The 19744-nt window shown below is 62.6% G+C and carries 19 protein-coding genes; 11 read left to right on the plus strand and 8 right to left on the minus strand.

The window, feature by feature from the left end:
* Positions 1 to 454: 454 nt before the first annotated feature.
* Positions 455 to 3889, plus strand: a complete 3435-nt coding sequence (mfd, locus tag J0W34_RS11180) for a transcription-repair coupling factor (protein WP_230968855.1) — start codon at positions 455 to 457, stop codon at positions 3887 to 3889.
* Here the strand turns inward: mfd and J0W34_RS11185 are convergent, their stop codons facing one another.
* Positions 3890 to 4687: an AraC family transcriptional regulator gene (locus J0W34_RS11185; RefSeq protein WP_230968856.1), complete on the minus strand. Its 798-nt coding sequence runs from the start codon at positions 4685 to 4687 to the stop codon at positions 3890 to 3892.
* Between the two features lie 101 nt (positions 4688 to 4788).
* Between J0W34_RS11185 and J0W34_RS11190 the strand changes: the two genes are divergently transcribed.
* From J0W34_RS11190 to pabB, 4 genes are all read left to right on the plus strand, one after another.
* Positions 4789 to 5325 (plus strand): peroxiredoxin-like family protein, encoded by a 537-nt coding sequence (locus J0W34_RS11190; protein ID WP_230968857.1) that lies wholly within the window; start codon positions 4789 to 4791, stop codon positions 5323 to 5325.
* A gap of 106 nt (positions 5326 to 5431) precedes the next feature.
* A complete protein-coding gene (locus J0W34_RS11195; RefSeq protein ID WP_227814441.1) occupies positions 5432 to 6511 on the plus strand; it encodes a 3-deoxy-7-phosphoheptulonate synthase in 1080 nt (359 codons plus the stop codon).
* Positions 6508 to 7338 carry a phosphoserine phosphatase SerB gene (gene serB, locus J0W34_RS11200; RefSeq protein WP_230968858.1) on the plus strand — a complete coding sequence of 277 codons (831 nt, stop codon included), beginning with the start codon at positions 6508 to 6510 and terminating at the stop codon, positions 7336 to 7338. The genes J0W34_RS11195 and serB overlap by 4 nt, the downstream gene beginning before the upstream one ends.
* Before the next feature lie 5 nt (positions 7339 to 7343).
* The gene (gene pabB, locus J0W34_RS11205) at positions 7344 to 9101 is read left to right on the plus strand and encodes an aminodeoxychorismate synthase component I (RefSeq protein ID WP_230968859.1); all 1758 of its coding nucleotides are present in this window, start codon (positions 7344 to 7346) and stop codon (positions 9099 to 9101) included.
* A 108-nt stretch (positions 9102 to 9209) separates the two neighbouring features.
* Here the strand turns inward: pabB and J0W34_RS11210 are convergent, their stop codons facing one another.
* Positions 9210 to 10136 (minus strand): LysR family transcriptional regulator, encoded by a 927-nt coding sequence (locus J0W34_RS11210; RefSeq protein WP_230968860.1) that lies wholly within the window; start codon positions 10134 to 10136, stop codon positions 9210 to 9212.
* Between the two features lie 119 nt (positions 10137 to 10255).
* Here J0W34_RS11210 and J0W34_RS11215 point away from each other — a divergent pair, with 119 nt between their 5' ends.
* The 6 genes from J0W34_RS11215 to J0W34_RS11240 all read left to right on the plus strand — a co-directional run bounded on the left by J0W34_RS11215 (position 10256) and on the right by J0W34_RS11240 (position 14291).
* The gene (locus J0W34_RS11215; RefSeq protein ID WP_230968861.1) at positions 10256 to 11092 is read left to right on the plus strand and encodes a DODA-type extradiol aromatic ring-opening family dioxygenase; all 837 of its coding nucleotides are present in this window, start codon (positions 10256 to 10258) and stop codon (positions 11090 to 11092) included.
* Positions 11089 to 11643: a cytochrome b gene (locus J0W34_RS11220; RefSeq protein WP_227814436.1), complete on the plus strand. Its 555-nt coding sequence runs from the start codon at positions 11089 to 11091 to the stop codon at positions 11641 to 11643. The genes J0W34_RS11215 and J0W34_RS11220 overlap by 4 nt, the downstream gene beginning before the upstream one ends.
* Complete coding sequence (locus J0W34_RS11225) at positions 11640 to 12209, plus strand: YceI family protein (protein WP_230968862.1); 570 nt, start codon at positions 11640 to 11642, stop codon at positions 12207 to 12209. Before J0W34_RS11220 ends, J0W34_RS11225 begins: the two co-directional genes overlap by 4 nt.
* A 49-nt stretch (positions 12210 to 12258) precedes the next feature.
* The gene (locus tag J0W34_RS11230; RefSeq protein WP_227814434.1) at positions 12259 to 12831 is read left to right on the plus strand and encodes a YceI family protein; all 573 of its coding nucleotides are present in this window, start codon (positions 12259 to 12261) and stop codon (positions 12829 to 12831) included.
* 63 nt (positions 12832 to 12894) lie between these two features.
* Positions 12895 to 13845, plus strand: coding sequence for a glutathione S-transferase family protein (locus J0W34_RS11235; RefSeq protein ID WP_230968863.1), 951 nt, complete (start codon positions 12895 to 12897; stop codon positions 13843 to 13845).
* Between the two features lie 173 nt (positions 13846 to 14018).
* Positions 14019 to 14291: a hypothetical protein gene (locus J0W34_RS11240; protein WP_227814432.1), complete on the plus strand. Its 273-nt coding sequence runs from the start codon at positions 14019 to 14021 to the stop codon at positions 14289 to 14291.
* A gap of 20 nt (positions 14292 to 14311) precedes the next feature.
* On the opposite strand, the gene J0W34_RS11245 is transcribed toward J0W34_RS11240, so the two are convergent.
* The 6 genes from J0W34_RS11245 to J0W34_RS11270 form a co-directional block, all read right to left on the minus strand.
* Entirely contained in the window at positions 14312 to 14551 is a 240-nt protein-coding gene (locus J0W34_RS11245) for a thioredoxin family protein (RefSeq protein ID WP_230968864.1), read from the minus strand.
* Between the two features lie 11 nt (positions 14552 to 14562).
* The gene (locus J0W34_RS11250) at positions 14563 to 15549 is read right to left on the minus strand and encodes a permease (protein ID WP_230968865.1); all 987 of its coding nucleotides are present in this window, start codon (positions 15547 to 15549) and stop codon (positions 14563 to 14565) included.
* Between the two features lie 170 nt (positions 15550 to 15719).
* On the minus strand, positions 15720 to 16058 hold the full coding sequence (locus J0W34_RS11255; protein ID WP_227814429.1) for a BON domain-containing protein: 339 nt from the start codon (positions 16056 to 16058) through the stop codon (positions 15720 to 15722).
* A gap of 219 nt (positions 16059 to 16277) precedes the next feature.
* Complete coding sequence (locus tag J0W34_RS11260; RefSeq protein WP_227814428.1) at positions 16278 to 17684, minus strand: sigma 54-interacting transcriptional regulator; 1407 nt, start codon at positions 17682 to 17684, stop codon at positions 16278 to 16280.
* 16 nt (positions 17685 to 17700) lie between these two features.
* Positions 17701 to 18225 carry a hypothetical protein gene (locus J0W34_RS11265; protein WP_230968866.1) on the minus strand — a complete coding sequence of 175 codons (525 nt, stop codon included), beginning with the start codon at positions 18223 to 18225 and terminating at the stop codon, positions 17701 to 17703.
* Between the two features lie 3 nt (positions 18226 to 18228).
* Positions 18229 to 19602 (minus strand): sensor histidine kinase, encoded by a 1374-nt coding sequence (locus tag J0W34_RS11270; protein ID WP_230968867.1) that lies wholly within the window; start codon positions 19600 to 19602, stop codon positions 18229 to 18231.
* Positions 19603 to 19744 lie beyond the last annotated feature (142 nt).

Genomic DNA, 19744 nt, shown 5'->3' on the forward strand with positions numbered 1-19744 from the left:
GATGACACCTCATCAGTGACGCTCTGTCGAGCACCCCCTCTCCCGGTTGCCTTCCAGGGCTGGGCGCACACCGCGCACCGGATCGGTTTCCCGCAGCACGTAAGCCCGTTCGCGTGAGCCGACTGACCGAACAACGATGAGCCACGTTCGCCACAGCGACAGCGAAAAGGAAGCGACCGGACGCACTCGGCACCCAGACCCGCTCCAACGCGCCTGACGCAAATTCCATCCATCTCACCTTCCGGGCGTCGGGCCGTGCACAACGGCGGACACAGGGCGCATTCATGGTCTGACCTGTTTTTGATTTTTTCGTATCGTCGCCACAGCACGGCCGTACGTCAATGAATTTAATGCGACAAACACTCTCCAGCGTGAAGCATCGAACCACCGGGCAAGCCGAGGGCGCACCGGTCCCTTATAATCGTCCGCCTTGAACCGCCATATGCCGCAAGACATGCCCCGTTCGTTGCTCACCCACCTGCCCGCCACCGACAAGCTCAAGCCGGGCCAGCGCCTGGACTTGCCCAGACTCGCCGGTTCTTCCGACGCACTGGCGTTGGCAACGCTGGCACATGGCCGGATGCAGGTGATCGTGACCGCCAACCCGATCGATGCGCTCCGTCTGAGCGACGAGCTGGCGTGGTTCGCGCCGGACGTAAGGGTGTGTGTGCTCCCCGACTGGGAGACGCTGCCCTACGACGCCCTCTCCCCCCACCAGGACCTGGTCTCGGAGCGCCTTGCCACGCTCTACACGATCAGCCGCGGAGAAGCGGATGTGGTGCTGGTGCCCGCCTCGACCGCACTGTATCGTTTGGCGCCACCGTCCTATCTGGCCGCGCACACCTTCTTCCTCAAGCGCGGTGAGACGCTCAATGGCGAGGCCTTCCGCGATCAGATGACCACCGCCGGCTACGAGCATGTCACCCAGGTGGTGCGCCCGGGCGAATACAGTGTGCGCGGGGGCCTCATCGACATGTTCCCGATGGGCTCGCCACTGCCGTATCGGATCGATCTGTTCGATGACGAGGTCGAAACCATTCGCACCTTCGATCCGGACACCCAGCGCACGGTTTACCCGGTCGATCAGATCCGCCTCCTGCCGGCGCGCGAGTTCCCCATGGACGACACCGGTCGCACCGGCTTCCGGAGCCGTTTTCGCGAGCGATTCGAGGGCGACCCCAGTCGCGTGAGCCTGTACAAGGACGTCTCACACGGCGTTGCACCGGCCGGTGTCGAGTACTTCCTGCCGCTGTTCTTCGATGAAACGGCGACCCTGTTCGACTACCTGCCTGACGATTCTCAGGTCGTGCTGCATGGCGATGTTCCCCATGCCATCGACGACTTCTGGCGCGACACGCAGTCACGCTACGACCTGCTCAAGGGCGACCGGTCACGCCCGGTCATGCCGCCGCGGGAGCTGTTCCTGGATCAGGAGCTGTTCTTCAGTCAGTTGGGCCAGTACCGGCAACTTCGCCTCGGCGCAGACACCGACGCGGTCGCCACCGCTCCGATTCCGCCGATCGCCGTCGAACGCAAGGCCAACGACCCACTGGCGGCGCTCAAACGCTGGATCGACGACTTCGGCGGCCGCGTGCTGTTGCTGGCCGAGTCCGCCGGACGCCGCGAGACCATGGCGGAGTACTTTGCCGAATACGGGCTCAAGTACGCCACCTGCGACACATTGACCGACTTCCTGTCCGGGAAGGACCGGGTGTGCCTGTCGGTCGCACCGCTGGTCACCGGCTTTGCCTTGCCCGAGGCCGGCATCGCACTGGTGACGGAGACCGAGCTTTATGCCCACACGGCGCGCACCAGCCGACGCCGGGACAACCGGCGCGAAGCGACCATGGAAGGCTGGCTGCGCGATCTGTCGGAACTCAAGGTGGGCGACCCGGTGGTTCACGTCTCGCATGGCGTGGGTAAATACCTGGGTCTCATTCACATGGATCTGGGCGAAGGCGACACCGAGTTCCTACACCTGGAGTATTCCGGCGGCGACAAACTGTATGTCCCGGTCTCGCAACTGCACGTCATTACCCGTTATGCCGGCGCCGACCCCGAGGCCGTCGACCTGCACCGCCTGGGCTCCGGGCAATGGGAAAAGGCCAAGAAGAAGGCCGCCATGCAGGTGCGGGACACCGCCGCCGAGCTGCTCTCGCTCTACGCCCAGCGGGCGGCCAGACCCGGCCATCGTTTCGACTTCAAGCAGCATGACCTGGAGGCCTTTGCCGAAGGCTTCGGCTTTGAAGAGACCCCGGACCAGATGGCCGCCATCGAAGCCGTGGTAAGCGACATGAAGTCGGGCCGCCCCATGGATCGACTGGTCTGCGGCGACGTAGGCTTCGGCAAGACCGAGGTGGCGCTCCGGGCAACCTTCATTGCCGTGGCCGACGGCAAGCAGGTGGTCGTGCTGGCCCCGACCACCCTGCTGGCCGAGCAGCACTTTCAGTCCTTCTCCGACCGCTTTGCCGACTGGCCGGTGCGTATCGCCGAGCTGTCGCGCTTTCGCAGTGCCAAGGAACAGGCGCAAGCACTCAAGGAACTGGAAGAAGGCAAGCTCGATATCATCATCGGCACCCACCGCCTGTTGCAGAAGGACGTGAACTTCAAGCGGCTCGGGCTGGTGATCATCGACGAAGAGCACCGCTTCGGCGTGCGTCAGAAGGAGGCGCTCAAGCAACTGCGTAGCGAGGTGGACATCCTCACCCTGACCGCCACACCGATCCCACGGACGCTCGGCCTGGCCATGGAAGGGCTGCGCGAGTTCTCGGTCATTGCCACGGCGCCGCAGAAACGCCTGGCCATCAAGACCTTCGTGCAGCGCCACAGCAAGGGCATCGTGCGCGAGGCGGTGCTGCGCGAGTTCAAGCGAGGCGGCCAGGTCTACTTCCTGCACAACGAAGTGGACACCATCGAGAACATGCGCGACGCGCTCACCGAGCTACTGCCCGAGGCGCGCATCGTGGTCGGTCACGGGCAGTTGCCCGAGCGCGAGCTGGAGCGCGTCATGCGCGACTTCACCCAGCAGCGCGCGAACCTGCTGCTGTGCACGACCATCATCGAAACCGGTATCAACATCCCCACTGCCAACACCATCATCATCAACCGGGCCGATCGTTTCGGTCTGGCCCAGTTGCACCAGTTGCGTGGCCGGGTCGGGCGCTCGCACCATCAGGCCTACGCCTACCTGCTCACCGACGCGCATGCCAAACCGACGGCCAAAGCCATGAAGCGGCTCGAGGCCATCAGCATGATGGAAGATCTGGGTTCGGGCTTCTTCCTGGCCATGCACGATCTCGAGATCCGGGGCGCTGGCGAGGTCCTGGGCGAGAGCCAGTCCGGCGAGATCCAGCAGATCGGCTTCTCGCTCTATACCGAGATGCTCAAGCGGGCCGTGAAGGATCTGCAAGCCGGTCGAGAGCCGGATCTGACACAGCCCCTTGAAGTGGTGTCGGAAATCAACCTGCACAGCCCGGCCCTTCTTCCCAACAACTACTGTGCCGATGTTCAGGAACGCCTGACGCTCTACAAGCGCCTGGCCAACGCCCGAACCGATGAGGCGCTGAGCAGCCTGCGTGAAGAACTGGTGGATCGCTTCGGCGAGATGCCCGAGCAGACCGTCGCCCTGATTGAAACCCACCGATTGCGCGTCGCCCTGCAGGAGCTGGACGTGATCAAGCTCGACGCCTCCGAAGCCCAGCTGACCATCCAGTTCGGTCCGCGCACGCCGGTCGATCCGATCACCGTCATCGAGCTGGTGCAGAAAGAAAAGAGCACACGCATGGCAGGCCCCGACAGGATATCGCGCAAGATCGACGCGCCCGGCGTCAAGCAACGCACCGCCGCCGTGCGCGCCTTGCTCAAGGATCTGAAGCTCATCAAGGTGTGATCACACTCGCGTGCGCGAGAGCGCGCGCGACAAGGCGGCCGGACTGGCATACCCCGCCACCCGGGCCGCGTGCTTGAGCCCTTTTTGCTCGTCGATGACCTTGCGCGCCAGCATCAGGCGGAAGTCCGCCAGGTAGCGTTTGGGCGTCGCCCCCATGACCGTCCTGAAGCGGTTCGCGAACACCGTGCGGGACATGCCGGCGGTTTCAGCCATCAGTTCAAGCGTCCATGCGCGTTCCGGGGCTTCGTGCAGCGCAATGAGCGTTCGCGCCAGACGCGCATCCCCGAGCCCCGCCAGCACCCCTGAAGGCAAGGCACGCACCGCCACCAGACGACGCAGCACCCCCACCAGCAAAATCTCGGCCGCGTGATCAAGCACGATGCCCAGGGCACAGCGCCGGGCATCCACCTCCTGCGTGATGAGTTCGACAATGCGATGGAGATCATCCTGTTCGGCCAGCACGTCGATGCAATACGGCCGCGCGTTCTCGCCAAAGATCATCGGTGCCGCCGGGCCGCAGAACTCGACGCGCATGCTGAAAACGACCGTGGCTGCTGAGTCGGGGTTCAGCGAATGCGCTCCCTGCGTCATCGTGACGAACACCGCTGGCGCGCTCACCGCTTGCTGCCCGTTCGAGCAGTCAAGTGTCGCCGTGCCATGCAGCACGAGATGCAGATGCATCGCCCCCGAATCCGCCGCATCGCAGATCAAAGGCGTGCTCAGTGGCCCGGCCAGCAACACGGTCGCTTCAGGGGCGAGCCCTCTGAGCAAAGCGGTCAAGCGGTCGATACTTTCCATTTTTCAGGCCATTCTCGTACGAAGTGCAAATGTTTACGGACAAATAATTGCACTACGTACGTCAAGCTGCAAGAACTGATTGAACCCAACCGGAGAACACCATGTTGATGCCCCGCCAGGCCGTCCCGGGCCTGAACCTTCCACTTCACGGTGGCGGTCACTTCGACCTCGCCGAAGCCGGTGAGCACCGTTTCACGATGCTCGTCTTCTACCGTGGTCTGCACTGCCCGATCTGCGCCAAGTACCTGAAGGAACTGGCCGGCATGGCCAGCCAGTTTGCCGAACGCGGCGTCAGGCTGGTGGCAATTTCGAGCGACAACGCAGAACGCGCTGCCGAGATGGTCGAACGCATCGGCGATACCCCGCTTCCAGTCGCGCACAGTCTGCCGCTGCAACTGGCCCGTGACTGGGGGCTGTATCTGTCCACTTCCCGGGGCAAGACGTCGATCGGCATCGAAGAGCCCGCCGTTTTTTCGGAGCCCGGTATCTTCCTGGTTCGCCCCGACGGCACGCTGTATTTCGCTGCCGTACAGACCATGCCATTCGCGCGGCCAGACTTTGCCGACCTGCTCGGTGCGATCGACTTCGCCATTGCCAAGGACTACCCGGCCCGAGGTGAATACACCGGCGCCGTCTAGTCACCAGCGATGGGCGCGGTCCGCCGCGCCCGTCCTGCGCTTTTTCTTAGGTTTGTCGCGCAGTCGCGCTAAAATATCGGTCTTTGCAAAACGCCAGAGCGCCATCATGACTGTCGCACAGACCGAAAACCTCAACATCATCGCCCAGGACGACATGCCGTCGCCGGCCCAGATCAAGGGCGATCTGCCGCTGAGCGAAAACGCCTCGAAGACGGTGATCGAAGGCCGGCAGGCACTTCAGGCCATTCTGGACCGTGAGGACCCGCGTCTGTTCGTCGTGGTCGGCCCCTGCTCCATTCACGACCCGATTGCCGGTCTCGACTATGCCAAGCGACTCAAGGCGCTGGCCGATGAAGTGTCGGACACGCTGATGCTGGTGATGCGGGTCTATTTCGAAAAGCCGCGCACCTCCACCGGCTGGAAGGGTTACATCAACGACCCGTACATGGACGACTCCTTCCGCATCGACGAGGGCATGGCCAAGGCGCGCCAGTTCCTCATCGACGTCAATGAGATCGGGCTGCCCGCCGCCACTGAGGCGCTTGACCCCATCGCCCCCCAGTATTACGGCGACCTGATCTCGTGGACCGCCATTGGCGCCCGTACGTCCGAATCGCAGACTCACCGTGAAATGGCATCGGGCCTGTCAACGCCGGTGGGTTTCAAGAACACCACCGACGGCTCCCTCGACGCGGCCATCAACGGCATCAAGTCCGCCGGCAACCCGCACAGTTTCCTGGGCATCAACGCCCAGGGCCGCTCCGCCATTCTGCGCACCCGTGGCAATCGCTATGGTCATGTCGTGCTGCGCGGCGGCGCAGGTCGGCCGAACTACGACACCGTGTCGGTGAACCTGGCCGAGCAAGCGCTCGAGAAAGCCGGCGTCGCCAAGAACATCGTGATCGATTGTTCGCACGCCAACAGCTGGAAGAATCCGGAATACCAACCGCTGGTCATGCGCGACATGGCGCACCAGATCCGCGAAGGCAATCGCTCCATTGTCGGTGCCATGATCGAGAGCTTCATCGAAGCCGGCAACCAGAAGATTCCGGCCGACCTGAGCGAACTCAAGTATGGCTGCTCGGTGACCGACGCCTGCGTGAGCTGGGATACCACCGTCGACATGCTGCGCCAGACCCGCGACATGCTGCGCGACGCCATGCCCAAGCGGACTTCCATGGCATGAACCTTGTCGTTCTCGGGCAGGATATTGAAACGCGCCTGCTCAAAACCCTGGCCAAACACACTGGCGCAGAACGCATCGAACAGATTCATCCGACCGCTTTTCGCATTGTCGGCGCGCTGACCCGCGAGGGCGTCGCCCCGCTGTGCGAAGAGGCGAGTGTCGACTTCGCCTTCGTGCCCAGCGGCCGGCGTCTCGATGATTTCGGCCTGTTCGTGACCGACATGGACTCGACCCTCATCGACATCGAGTGTATCGACGAGATCGCGTTCGAATACGGCAAGAAAACCCAGGTGGCCGAAATCACCGAAGCCGCCATGCGTGGGGAGATGGATTTTCGCGAATCGCTCACGCGCCGGGTCGATCTGCTCACCGGGCTGGACGTGTCGGCACTCGAAACCGTGTTCGAAGAGCGGCTCAATCTCAATCCGGGCGCGCATGAACTCATGGCCGGCTTGAAGAAGGCCGGCATTGCCTCGATGCTGGTCTCCGGCGGCTTCACCTTCTTCACGGAACGGCTGAAGGCAGATCTCGGATTCGACTTTGCCTACGCCAACGAGCTGGAAGTGAGCGACGGCAAGCTGACCGGTCGGGTCAGCGGACCGATTATCGACGGCGAGGCCAAGGCCGCACATCTGGTGAGGGTGCGTGACGAGATGGCACTGCCGGCCGATCGCGTCATCGCGGCCGGCGACGGCGCCAATGACCTGCCCATGTTCAGAGCCTCTGGCTTCAGTGTGGCCTTTCGTGGCAAGCCCGTTCTGCGCGCCGAAGCCGATTGCTGCCTCAACCATTCGGGCCTGGACGCCATTCTCGATCTTTTCGAGTAAGTCGCGTGTATCGCAGCGACACGCCACTCGCCCTCTTCGACAGCAATCTGGACGGCGGGCGCGCGATTCGGCTGAAGCGCTGTGTCGAACACCTGCGCTGTACCGAACCTGCCCAGCTGGATGACGCCTTTGCACGTATCGAGCGCGCGGGTCGACACGGCCACTGGGTAGCCCTGGCCGCGGCCTATGAGCTGGGCTATGTGCTCGAAGACAAACTCGAAGCGCTCCGTCCGCCCGACACCACCCCTTTGCTCGAGGCCTGGATATTCGCCGACTGCGACTCATTGACCGAAGACCAGGTGGAGCAATGGCTTGCTGAAACACCAGGCCCGGCCGGCTTGCGTGACTTCGGACCCGCCCTTCAGATGTCGGACTACCTCGCTGCAGTCGATTCTGTGCGCGACTATATCGACCGGGGCGATTGCTACCAGGCCAACTTCACCTTCCCCTGCCATGCGCACGCCTATGGCGAGCCCAGAGCTCTGTATCGCCAGTTACGGCATGCCCAGCCGGTGCGCTACGGCGCATATATCGAGCACGGCAACGGCGTCCTGCTTTCGCGCTCGCCCGAGCTGTTTGTCGAGCGGATCGGTCAGACACTCACCTGCCGGCCAATGAAAGGCACGGCCCCCGCCACGGCAGCGCCCGAAGCACTCACCCGGAGTGCCAAGAACCGGGCCGAGAACGTAATGATCGTGGACCTGATCCGCAACGATCTGGGCCGGCTGGCACCGGCTGGCGGGGTGTCCGTCCCGCGGCTTTTTACCGCCGAACGCTACTCCACGGTCTGGCAGATGACGTCCACAGTGGAAGCCAGGCATGTCCGCGCTGGTCTGAAGGCAATCTTCGGCGCGCTGTTCCCGTGCGGCTCGGTCACCGGCGCACCCAAGATTCGCGCCATGCAGATCATTCGCGAGCTCGAGCGCCGTCCGCGCGGGGTGTATTGCGGCGCCATCGGCTGGATCGCCCCTAACGGTGACTTCGGATTCAACGTGCCAATCCGCACGCTTGAAATCCAGCCATCAGGGCAGGTCCGCTACGGCACCGGCAGCGGCATCGTCTTTGACTCGGACCCGCTGGGCGAATGGCGTGAATGCCAGCTCAAGACGCACTTTCTTCAGGACCTTCCGGAAAAGATCGGCCTGATCGAGACCATGCGCTGCCATGGCGGCATGCGCGAGCCGGTGCCCTGGCTGCAAGCACACATGGCTCGCCTTGATCGCAGTGCACGCGCACTGGGCATCGCAATCGATACCGACGATGTCGCATCGCGCGTGATGGCGCTCGCGTCATCGCTGCGAGGCACTCAGCGGATCCGGCTCGAAGTGTCTGGGCACGGCCAGATCGAACTGTCGCACGGCCCCCTCGAACCGACGCCGGTCCGGCCAAGCGTGGTGGTGGCGAAAACGCCACTTGAGGCAGATCTGTCGCTCAGCCGGTTCAAGACCACCCTGCGCCGTCAGTACGACGACACCTTGCGTGAGGTCATGAAGCAAGGACACTTCGATGCCATCTTCACGGGCCATGACGGGGAACTCGTCGAAGGCTGCAGAAGCACCCTGTTTCTGCGGCTAGGTGAGCACCTCTATACCCCGCCGCTCTCCAGCGGTGCGCTCGACGGCATCTGCCGGCAGCACCTGCTCCGCTGCGGGCTGGCACGGGAGCGCAAGCTGACGCTCCCGGATCTGGCGAGTGCGCAGCGCGTGTACATGGGCAATGCCCTGCGAGGCCTGGTTGAAGTGCGCGTGCTCACAGAAGCTTAAGGCAGCGCTTCAACGCCCTCGGGCATCGCAACGTCGGACTCTGAACGGATCTACTGGCAGAAAGTACCCCGAACAAGACCGCGACTACAGCATGCACAAAAGCATGAATCAGTCCGAAGCAGCATGGCCACCTGCACGACTCCACGGTGGCTCGCGGAATGCGTCGGCGAGGAAGTCCACGAGCGCCCTGACTTTGACCGACAGATGCTTGCGCGACGGGTACACCACGTAGATGCCGATCTCTCTACAGCGGAATTGTGGAAACAGGTGCACGAGCCGGCCGGCCGCCAGGTCGTCCGCAACGAGGAAGTCGGGTTCCATCCCGATACCGACGTCATCGAGAATCAGGGACCGGCAGGTATCCCCGTTGTTTGCTCTGGCCCTGGGTTTGGTGTTCACCTCAACGACGCCCTCGGTATCGGACTCGAATCGCCAGACGTCGCCGGACGCGGCATAGGCGTAGCCGATCATCTGATGGCCATCGAGCTCCTCGGGATGGCGTGGCAATCCGTGAGCCTGGATATAGCCCGGGCTGGCAACCGCGATGATCTGCGTGGTCGCCAGCTTGCGATGCACGAGCGTGGAGTCCACGAGACGACTGATCCGGATCACTGCGTCGAAGCCCTCGTCCACCACATCGACAATACGATCGGACAGATCGATTTCCAGCTCCACGTTCGGGTAGCGCTTCATGAAACGCCCCCAGACCGGGGACAGATGGCGAATGCCGAAGGACACCGGGGCGTTGATACGCAGTTTGCCGACGGCAGTGCCGGTCACGGCGCCGACGGCACTATCGGCCTCATCCAGTTCCGCCATGATCTGTTTGCAGCGATCGTAGTAGGCGCGACCGGCCTCCGTGATCGACAGTCGCCGGGTCGTGCGCTGGAGCAATCTGGCCCCCAGCCGCTTCTCCAGCTCAACCACGGCGCGCGAAACCGCCGCCTTTGAGACATGAAGCGTATCGCCCGCGGCGACAAAGCTGCCTTCTTCGACAACGGTAACAAACGCCTCAATTTCTTTGAATCGATCCATCTTCGCCTCGTTTGTTACGCAATACGCAACAATACATCAAACCAAACACGGTTTTTTCTTCCAGGAACCTTTCCTAAGATGGCTCCATCGAACAACGCTAGAACCCACTTGGTATCGCCATGACATTTCCCAGTCTATTCGTCTCACATGGCTCGCCCATGTTCGCGCTCGACCCGGGCGAACTGGGTCCCAAACTCACGGCTTACGGTCAACGCCTCAAGCGCCCTCGGGCAGTGCTCGTCATGTCGCCTCATTCGATGGCACGGACACCCACGATCACCAGCGGCCAGGTGCTTGAGACCGTCCATGACTTCGGCGGGTTTCCGCACGCCCTGTATCGGGTCCGGTACGACGCTCCCGGCGCCCCCGAAGTGGCCGCCGAGGTGGCTACCCACTTGCGTGGTCTGGGCCTGCCCGTGCAGGAAGATCCGAGTGCCGGCCGCGACCACGGTGGCTGGGTGCCGATGATCCACCTCTTCCCCGAGGCGGACGTGCCCGTCATCCAGATCACGCAACCGGCTTCACCGTCGCCACTCGCGCACTTGGAACTGGGCCGGGCTCTTTCGCCCTTGCGTGAACGCGGCATTCTGATCGTCGGCTCGGGCAGCCTGACCCACAACCTTTACGACATGGGCGCCGGCCCGTCGGCTGGCGACTACGCGCAGAGCTTTGCCGGCTGGGTCTTTCGCACCCTCGCCGACGGCGATCTCGAAGCCCTGCTCAACTACCGCACCCAATGTCCGGATGCCCGACGAGCGCACCCGACGGATGAGCACTTTCTGCCGCTGTTCTTCGCCATCGGCGCGGCTGGGGCCGACTGGACACATGTCCAGCGCATCGCTGGCGGCATCACCAACGACGTCTTGAGCATGGACAGCTTCGTGTTCGGCGATCTGGAAAACCGGGTTGAGCAGCTCGATCAGGTCAAGCTCGACTTTTCGGAGATCGACGGATGAACGCCAAATACACGCGCACTGCGATCGGCCTTCACTGGCTGATCTTTCTGGCGATCTCGGGCACCTTCGCGCTGGGGGTGTATATGCACGAGCTGCCCCTGTCGCCAGACAAACTCAAGCTCTATTCCTGGCACAAATGGGCCGGCGTGAGCATCTTCACGCTGGTCCTCATCCGCCTCGCCTGGCGTATCACGCACCCCGCGCCGCCCCTGCCGGCACACATGCCGCCGCTCCAGCGAAAAGCGGCCCAGGGGGCTCACTGGGCCTTGTACGGGCTGATGTTCGCCATTCCGCTCACCGGGTGGCTGATGAGCTCGGCCAAGGGCTTCCAGACCGTCTGGTTCGGCGTCATTCCCCTGCCCGATCTGCTGGCGAAAGACAAAGCACTGGGCGACGCGCTGGCCGAGGTTCACGAAGCGCTGAACTTTACGTTGCTCGGCCTCGTGATTCTTCACGCCGCAGCCGCGCTGAAACACCACTTTATCGATCGCGACACCGTGCTGACCCGGATGCTGCCGGGCCGGCACGCCCCCAGGAGTCAGTCATCATGAACAAACCCATCATTCGCGTTTGCCTGGCCGCATTACTCGGTCTGCCCATGGCAGCCAGCGCACAGAACTATGCCGAGCTCGATCAGGCGAACAGCACACTGGGTTTCACCTATACCCAGATGGGGGTCAGCCTCGACGGCAAGTTCCCCCGCTTCGACGCCTCGTTGACCTACGATCCGGCTGCCCCGGCCTCGGCCACCACCCGGGTCGTCGTGCCGTTGGCGCCCATCGACACCGGCTCTGCCGAGGGGGATGCCGAAGTACAGGGCAAGGACTGGTTCGCCACCGACACGCACCCCACGGCGAGCTTCACCTCGACCTCGGTCGAAGCGAAAGGACCGGGCCAGCTGTTGGTGACCGGCACGCTGTCCATCAAGGGAAATGATCGCACCGTCTCCGTCCCGGTCAGCGTCACCGAGGCGAACGGCACGGCCACCTTTGACGGCACGCTCAAGATCAACCGGACCGACTTCGGTGTCGGCGCCGGCATATGGGGCGACCCTGAGGTGGTCGCCCACGAAGTCTCCATCTCTTTTCATCTGGTGGCTGCGCCCGCAGCGCAGTGACCGCACTCACGTTCAACACGACATTTCGACAAACCCAACGAGGACCAAAATGAAACAGACCATCGCTGCCGCCATTCTCGCTTCGACCTTCGCCTTGCCCGTGTTCGCCGAACCGGTCACCTACACGGTCGATACGCACCACACCTACCCGCGCTTCTCCTACACCCACCTGGGTTTCTCCAAGCAGATCCAGCGCTTCGACAACACCACCGGCACGGTGGTGTATGACGCACAAGCCCGGACGGCGACGGTGGACATCACCATCGACATGACCTCGGTCGACACCGGCTACGACACCTTCGACGGTCATATCCAGGGTGAAGACTTTTTCGACACCGCCAAGTATCCGACCGCGACCTTCAAATCCACCAAAGTGGTGTTCGACGGCGATACGCCCAAAGCCATTGAAGGTGAGCTGACCATGAAGGGCATCACCAAGCCGGTCACGCTTGAAGTCACGAGCTTCAAGAGCACCGATTCGCACCCGATGCTCAACAAGCCGGCCATCGGCGCAAACGCGGTCACCACGGTCAAGCGTACCGAGTTCAATGCCGGCAAGTACGCCCCGGCCGTGAGCGACGAAGTGGTGATCGATATCGCCCTTGAAGCCATCGCCAAATAAATCGAACTACACAAAGCGGCAGGCACGCGGATGCCTGCCGCGCCAACCCCAAGGAGATCGCAAGTGCTTGTAAACGGACAATGGACAGACGACTGGCAGCCGGTGCAGGAGAGCGACGACGATGGTCGCTTCATCCGCCAGCAGTCAGGCTTTCGAGATGCCGTGTCGGCAGACTCGACCAAGGGCTTTACCCCCGAGTCCGGTCGATACCACCTCTACCTGGCCTATATCTGCCCGTGGGCGTGTCGCACCCTCATTGCCCTGCGGCTCAAGGGACTGGGCCGTCACATCAGCGTGGATATCGTCAATCCGACGCTGACCAGCCAGGGCTGGGCGTTCGGGGGCGACTTCGACGGCGTGACCGAGGATACGGTCAATGGTGCGCGTTACATGCACGAAATCTACACCCGGGCCGCGCCGGACTACAGCGGTCGTGCGACCGTGCCGGTGCTCTGGGACAAGCAGCAAGAGACCATCGTCAACAACGAATCGTCCGACATTCTGCGCATTCTCAACACCGGTTTCGGTGAGCTGGCCGACCCCACCCACGACCTGTATCCGGCGGCCCTGCAAAGCGAGATCGACACGGTCAATGAGCGCCTTTACGAGCCCTTCAACAACGGCGTGTACAAAGCCGGCTTCGCCACCCGGCAATCGGCTTACGAAGAGGCCGTCACAACCGTGTTCGACAGCCTGGACTGGCTCGAAGCGCGTCTGGCCGAGCGCACCTGGCTGGTGGGCGATCAGCTCACGGAAGCCGACATCCGCGCCTTTGTGACCCTGATTCGTTTCGAGCCGGCCTACTATGGCGCGTTCAAGTGCAATCTCAAGCCGCTATCGGCTTACCCTGCGGTGCTCGCCTATCTGAAACGGCTGCTGAGCATCCCGGCATTTGCCAAAAGTGTACGGGTGGACCACATCCAGGCAGGGTACTATTCGATCGAAGCGATCAATCCGACCCGAATCGTCCCCATCGGTCCGAAACTCGACTACATTGAAGCCATGGGGTCTTGAGCCGGCTGAAGTTCAGGCATGACACTTGCCTCTAAGCGGCGGTAGCTGCGAAAAACCGGGTTGTTTCCGAGCGGGATGACCACAACGGTACCCAACGCAGTGCATGAAGACCCGACTGACGCACAATGACAGTACGTCAGACATCAGAAGGCGGGTCACCGGAGGAGAGGGCCATGTTGAGCCTGCGCGACTGTCTTGACTTCATCGATCTCGACCAGGAAACGGTCGACATCATTGCCGAACACCAGCATCTGAGCGAAGTGGTGGCCACCGAACTGGGTAACCAGCTGGTGGCCAATCGTGTCGGGCTACTCGTGATTCACGACATGCACCGCGACCTCATCGCGCAGGCGGCCAATCGGGGTCGCCTGAGCCGCGAGCGCGAACTGCGCAAGATCTACGAACGCTTCTGCCGCAAATACCCCATGCCCCACGGACAACTCTGAGGGGGCTCAGGGTCGGGCATTCAGGCCGGCCTGAGCCACGCTTCGATCTGGGCGCGGATAGGCATTGACCCGCTGTGCTTCACCTCGCCGTCAACGACCACACCCGGCGTGCTCATGATGCCGTAGTTCATGATGGCCTCGGGATCGGTTTCTTTCCTGACCGAGACTTCGACGCCCACATCCCGGGCCACCGTTTCAATCAGTTCCGCCGTCTTGGTACATTTCGCGCAGCCGCTGCCGAGCACAATCACTTCCATCATCTTCATCTCCGTCAGAATGTCCCGACCAGGTTGAGAATCCAGCCCACCAGGGTGAATGACACCAGCAACATGGCGAACAGAATGGCCAGCAGTTTCAGTTGCATGGCCTGCTTGAGCAAAATGAATTCCGGCAGACTGGCCGCCACCGTACTCATGCAGAACGCCAGCGTCGTGCCCACCGGCAAGCCTTTGAGCAACAGACTCTCCATCACCGGGATGACACCCGTGGCGTTTGAATAGAGCGGGATGCCGAGCACCACGGCGGCCGGGACCGACCACCACTGCCCGGCCCCCAGGTGCGCCTCCAGCCAACCATCGGGTACGAAGCCATGCAAGCCGGCGCCGATCCCCACGCCGATGAACACCCATTTCCATACGCGCCTGAAGATGTCGGCAAGCTCGGCCTTGGCGAACGCGTGCCGCTCGGCCAGGCTCAAGCGCACGGCCGCCACATCATTCGCCATCTGCGCAGCAGGTCGCTTCGCGTAGGCTTTTGCCGCAAACGGTTGAAGCAGTCGCTCGGCGTGGATCAGATCGAGAAAGAAGCCGCCGAGCATGCCGACGGCAAGGCCGACGCCGATGTAGATGAGCGTCATCTGCCACCCCAGCAGACCGAGCAGCATCAGGACCGCGACCTCGTTGATCAGCGGTGACGTGAGCAGGAAGGCCATGGTGACCCCCACGGGAATGCCCGCCGAGGTAAAGCCGAGAAACACCGGAATGCTCGAACAGGAACAGAATGGCGTAATGGCGCCAAAGCCGGCACCCAGTCCATAGCCCACAAAACGATGCTGGCCCGACAGCACCGCGCGAACCCGCTCCACATTGAGCGATGCGCGAATCAGCGCAATGGCGTAAATCATGACCACCAGCATCGCCAGGATCTTGCTGGTGTCTTCGATGAAGAAATGCAAGGCTTCGGCAGCACGCGTATGCGGCGCCATGCCGAGCAGGCCATAGACGATCAGATCGGCCAGTCGTGAAAAAACGACAAACATGAATGACAGCACCCGTCGCGTGGAGCATCCAGGGCCGGACACTCCGATACCGTCATCACTGTATGCCCCGAGCGCCGGTCACGGATTGACGATTCGCAATCCTGTTGCACGAGGCATAAAAAAACGCGCCGAAGCGCCGGCGCGTTTGGTGTTGTGCCACGAGCCTGCACTCAGCTGCTTCGCGGCACCATGATTTCATTCATCACTTTCTTGACGCCCTCGATACCGGCGGCAAGGCGCCCCGCGGTGGCGCGCTGTCCCGTGCTGGCCACTTCACCGCTGAGCAGAATCACCCCACCCTTGACGTCCACAATGATCTGGGTGGCGTTGAGCGTGCGCTCCGTCGCCAGCGCCGCCTCCACCTTACCCTTGATGGCCGCGTCGCTCGCCGCTTCACTCAATGCGGTGCGATAGAAGTTGCCTTCGGCGCGGACAGTGCTGCTATCTGCCAGCCCGAAGGCCATTGCCGTGGTTGCAATCACGGCTGCGTAAGCCAGTTTGTTGTTCATCTGCGTCTCCGTGCGGGTCGCTGCCCTGTCGTCGTTACGCAGACCCCTTATGCGAATGGCGTGCCAGAAAAGAAAACAACATTGAATTCAAAGCCTTGCGACGATGCAAAGGGAGACATCGACGCTCGGAGAAATCAAAACATCCACCCGGCGTCGCCAAATCACGACTAGGTGGCGTAGCACCTTAAAAACAGTCTTTAAATTCAATAGTTTGTCACGTCACAGATCGGCGACAGTGCTCTGCTGGTCCTCGTGGCGGAACAAGGCCGGTGTGAGGCTATGGCGTTGCAAGAGGCGATAGAACTCGGTGCGGTTTCGGTCGGCCAGACGCGAGGCGTCCGTCACGTTGCCCCCGGTGAGTTTGAGCAGATGAACCAGGTAGTTGCGTTCAAAGCGTTGTTTAGCTTCGGCATAGGTCAGAATTTCATCACTGGGCACACGCAGGGCTCGCTGAACGAGCGCCGCCGGCACGATTGGCGTCGTGGTCAGCGCGCACACCTGCTCGACCACATTGAAGAGCTGACGCACGTTACCCGGCCAGTGGGCCGCCGTGAGCATCTCGAGCGCGTCAGATGCAAAGCCATGAATCGACTTGCCGTACTTCTGGGCGAGGCTGTGGATGAAATGCCGCGCCAGCAAGGGGATGTCTTCCCGACGTTCTTCAAGCGACGGCAAGGAGAGCCGCACCACATTGAGCCGGTAATATAGATCTTCGCGAAACTGGCTGGCGTGCATCGCGGCTTCGAGATCGCGATGTGTCGCCGAAATGATCCGCACATCGACCGGCTTGGCGCGTACCGCCCCCACCGGACGCACGGCACGCTCCTGGAGCACCCGCAGCAGCTTGACCTGGAGCGGCAAGGGCATGTCGCCGATTTCGTCGAGAAACAGGGTGCCACCCTCCGCACTCTGAAACAGGCCCTCATGAGCACTGCTGGCGCCCGTAAAGGCGCCTTTGACGTGACCGAATAATTCAGATTCGAGCAACTGTTCCGGGATGGCTCCGCAATTGATCGCCACGAACGGCGCCCTGGCGCGCGCACTGGCCCGGTGAATCGCGCGCGCAAGCAGTTCCTTGCCCACGCCGCTGGCGCCGCGAATGAGAACGCTGGCGTCGCTGGCAGCCACCAGACGCGCCTCTTCGAGCACCTCCGCCATGCGCGCGCTGCGGCTCACGATCTCGGCGCGCCAGCCAGCGTGTGCTTCGGCATCTGCGGTGACCACGGGCGAGGCAACCTCGAGCGCACGACCAACCTTGTCGAGCAGCACCCGGCTGTCGAAGGGTTTGGTCAGATAGTCGAACACGCCACGCGCGGTGGCCTCGACGGCGTCCGGAATGCTGCCATGCGCGGTGAGCAGGATGACCGGCAGGCCCGGGTGGGTGGTACGGATTTCGTCGAAGAGCGCCAGGCCGTCACGCCCGGGCAGGCGAACATCGCTGATCACCAGATCCGGCGTGACCACGGCCATGTGGGCAAGGGCTGATTCGGCCGATTCGACCGCATCGACCTGATAACCGCTGGCGCGCAGACGGATGGACAGCAGGCGCAACAGGTCGGGGTCGTCATCGACCACCAGCAAGCGTGGCTCGATGGTCGGAAAGGTGGCGCACGTGGCCAGATTCATGAATGTCTCCCGGGGTTCAGCGTGTTGGAGTGCGCAAACTGCGTTCGATGTCGGTCAACGCATCGAGTTTTTCCTGCAATTCATCCTCTCGCGCCTGCGCCGATTTCGTCTCGCTCAAGAGCCGTTCGTTCTGCCCTTGCAGGCGAACTCGAGCCAGATACTGCGCATGCAGAATCCGGGCCAGCGGATGCAGGGTCACGGCCTCTGCGCTCTTGTCCGCCAGGACTTTTTCAAGCAGCGCAGCGCCCTTGGCGGGATCTGCGTCATTACGGTTCTGACCGTGAATGACGGCAAGCTTCATGAGATTGAGCGGCGTCACCGTATCAGCCTCGATGGCCTTGATGGTGCGGGCCCGTTGGGTACCGTCCACATCCGCCTGCTGGCGGGCATAGGCGAGCACCGCGCGCAAGGTGACGTCGTCGCTGGCCACCGGCGTGCGCGTCAGCCCCTCGTCCGACGGCACCATGTGCTGGCACCCTGTGAGCAACAGCACCAGCAGCATGGCAAACAACAATGCAAGTCGGGAAATCGTGACAGTCATGATTCAGTTCAGGTTGGGAAGTTCGATTCGGAAATGCGCGCCTTTCTCGGCCGCGATCAGAGCGACATGGCCGCCATGCGCCTGGATGTATTCGCGCACGATCGACAGCCCCACGCCGGACCCCCGTCGCTCGCTGTCCGGCTGGCGCCGCCCCTGAAAGAAAGGGTCGAAGATGCGTGTGGCGTCTTCCGCGGCCACGCCCGGCCCTTCATCAATGCATTCGACGAACACGGTGTCGCCAGTGCGGGACGCACGCAGCGTGACGGTACCGTGCGCAGGGCTGAATGACACCGCATTCGACAGCAGATTGCCCACGGCAACGGCCAGCTTCTCCCGGTCTCCGTTGATCGTGACCCGCGCCACATCCAGATTGATCGTCACGTCGCGGGCCTGTGCCTGAAGGCGTTGGCCATCAGCCAGGCGGGACATGAGTTCGTTCAGGTCGATCGACTCACGCCGAAGCCGGCGTGCATCGAACACCGCAGCATTGAACCCGAGCAGATCCTCGATACGCCCCTGCAGGACATGCGCGTTGTCACCGAGGATGCCGACCAGCTCACGCTGCCCGCTGGTGAGCGGTCCCGCGACTTCGTCATCGAGCAGCGACACACCTTCACGCAGCGCCGCCAGTGGGGTCTTGAGTTCGTGCGAGACGTGGCGAAGCATGCGCACCCGGTCCGCTTCGAGTTCAATGAGCCGCTGGCGCAACCAGTCGAGTCGCATCCCCACTTCCTGCAGGTCTTCCGGGCCCGACACCTCGATGCGGTCTTCGAACCGGCTCTCGCCGAGTTGCTCGATACCGCGTTCGATCTGCTTGACCGGCCGTGACAGCCACCATCCGAACAAGCCCGCGATGACCACGGCCGCAGCCACTGCGCCCATCACCTCGGTAGCAAGCCGGACACGGTTGGCTTCAAGGGCATCGAGCAGCCCGGTGTTCTGGCGAGAGACCCAGTAACGTGCTTCAGTCGCGAGGCGATCATTGAGGGCGTGGAGCCGGTTCAGTGACTCACGCAACTCGGCGTCGCCGTCGTCGTCATCGAGCGCCCGTTCGGCCTGCTGGGCAGCCGCCCGCCAGGTATCGGCAACCCCCCCGAGGGTCGCCGGCGCGGCGGTGGCGAAGACCCTGAGTGCGCCCTCTGCGGCAATCCGCTGGTCAAGAAAGCGGGCACGCAGCGCCGGTTCGCCCAGCACTCGGTACTGGCGCGCACTGCGTTCCATGTCGATGGTGCGTTCGGAAAGTTTCTGCGCCGAACTGGTGAGCCCGATGGCCATGTCGGCCCCTTTTCGACTCTGGTCGGCAAAAGTCTCGAGCAGGCGCAATCCCTGGACCGCGGCCGCACCGAGAACAACCGCGATCAACAGGAAGCCGGCCAAGAGTATCTGCCGGAAAGACATGCGAGAGAGCATCAAGGTGGCGCTTATGTAACAGGCGTCCACTTTAGGTGACACTTGGACAGACAAGCGTAAGCAAATGCAAATGAAACACACGGGGATTCATACACTTACAGGCGCTTGT

The sequence above is a fragment of the Nitrogeniibacter aestuarii genome (assembly GCF_017309585.1).
In the GTDB taxonomy this organism is placed as follows: Bacteria; Pseudomonadota; Gammaproteobacteria; order Burkholderiales; family Rhodocyclaceae; genus Nitrogeniibacter; species Nitrogeniibacter aestuarii.